This is a genomic window from Chromobacterium piscinae (genome assembly GCF_021129175.1).
In the GTDB taxonomy this organism is placed as follows: domain Bacteria; phylum Pseudomonadota; class Gammaproteobacteria; order Burkholderiales; family Chromobacteriaceae; genus Chromobacterium; species Chromobacterium piscinae.
On record NZ_JAJOHV010000125.1, the window covers coordinates 1 to 585 of the forward strand.

Genomic DNA, 585 nt, shown 5'->3' on the forward strand with positions numbered 1-585 from the left:
GTTGGCGTCGATGGTGATCGAGCCCAGATTGGTGGTCTTGTTGTCGACGCGGCTGGTGTCGAACACCGACTGGCCCTTGTCAGGATCGACCACGTTCAGCTTGCCGCTGTAGTCCAGAGTGTTGACGGCGGAAACGTTGAGGTCTTCGGTTACCGCTCCCTGGTCGTTGCCGGTGATCACCGCCGTATCGTCCTTGCCCTGGATGGTGACAGTGATGGTATGGGGCGTGCCATCCAAGGACAGTACGGTGAAGGTGCGGTCGAAGCGGTCGGCGCTGGTCAGTTCCTGAGCCTTGGCGTTGTCCAGGATGAAGGTCCACTGGCCGGTGGCGCTGTCGAAGTGGAAGGTGCCGTAGTCGGCCTGAACATCGGCCATCGGCTGGAAGGCGGACTGGTTCTGATCCACGTCCTTGACCAGCAGGGTGCCGCTCACCTGGGTAATGTCGTCCTCGACCACGATGCCGTGATCGGTGCCGGAGATTACCGCGGCGTCGTTGACGCCGGTGACGACTACGGTGATGTCGTGGGATGTGCCGTCCTGAGAGTAGACGGTGAACACCTCGGTACGGGTCTCGCCCTGGCCCAG

1 protein-coding gene is annotated in these 585 nt (G+C 61.9%); it reads right to left on the reverse strand.

The window, feature by feature from the left end; all coding sequences use genetic code 11:
* Window positions 1–585 (reverse strand): VCBS domain-containing protein (locus tag LQR33_RS22615; RefSeq protein WP_231470531.1); only part of this gene is annotated, 585 nt, incomplete at both ends.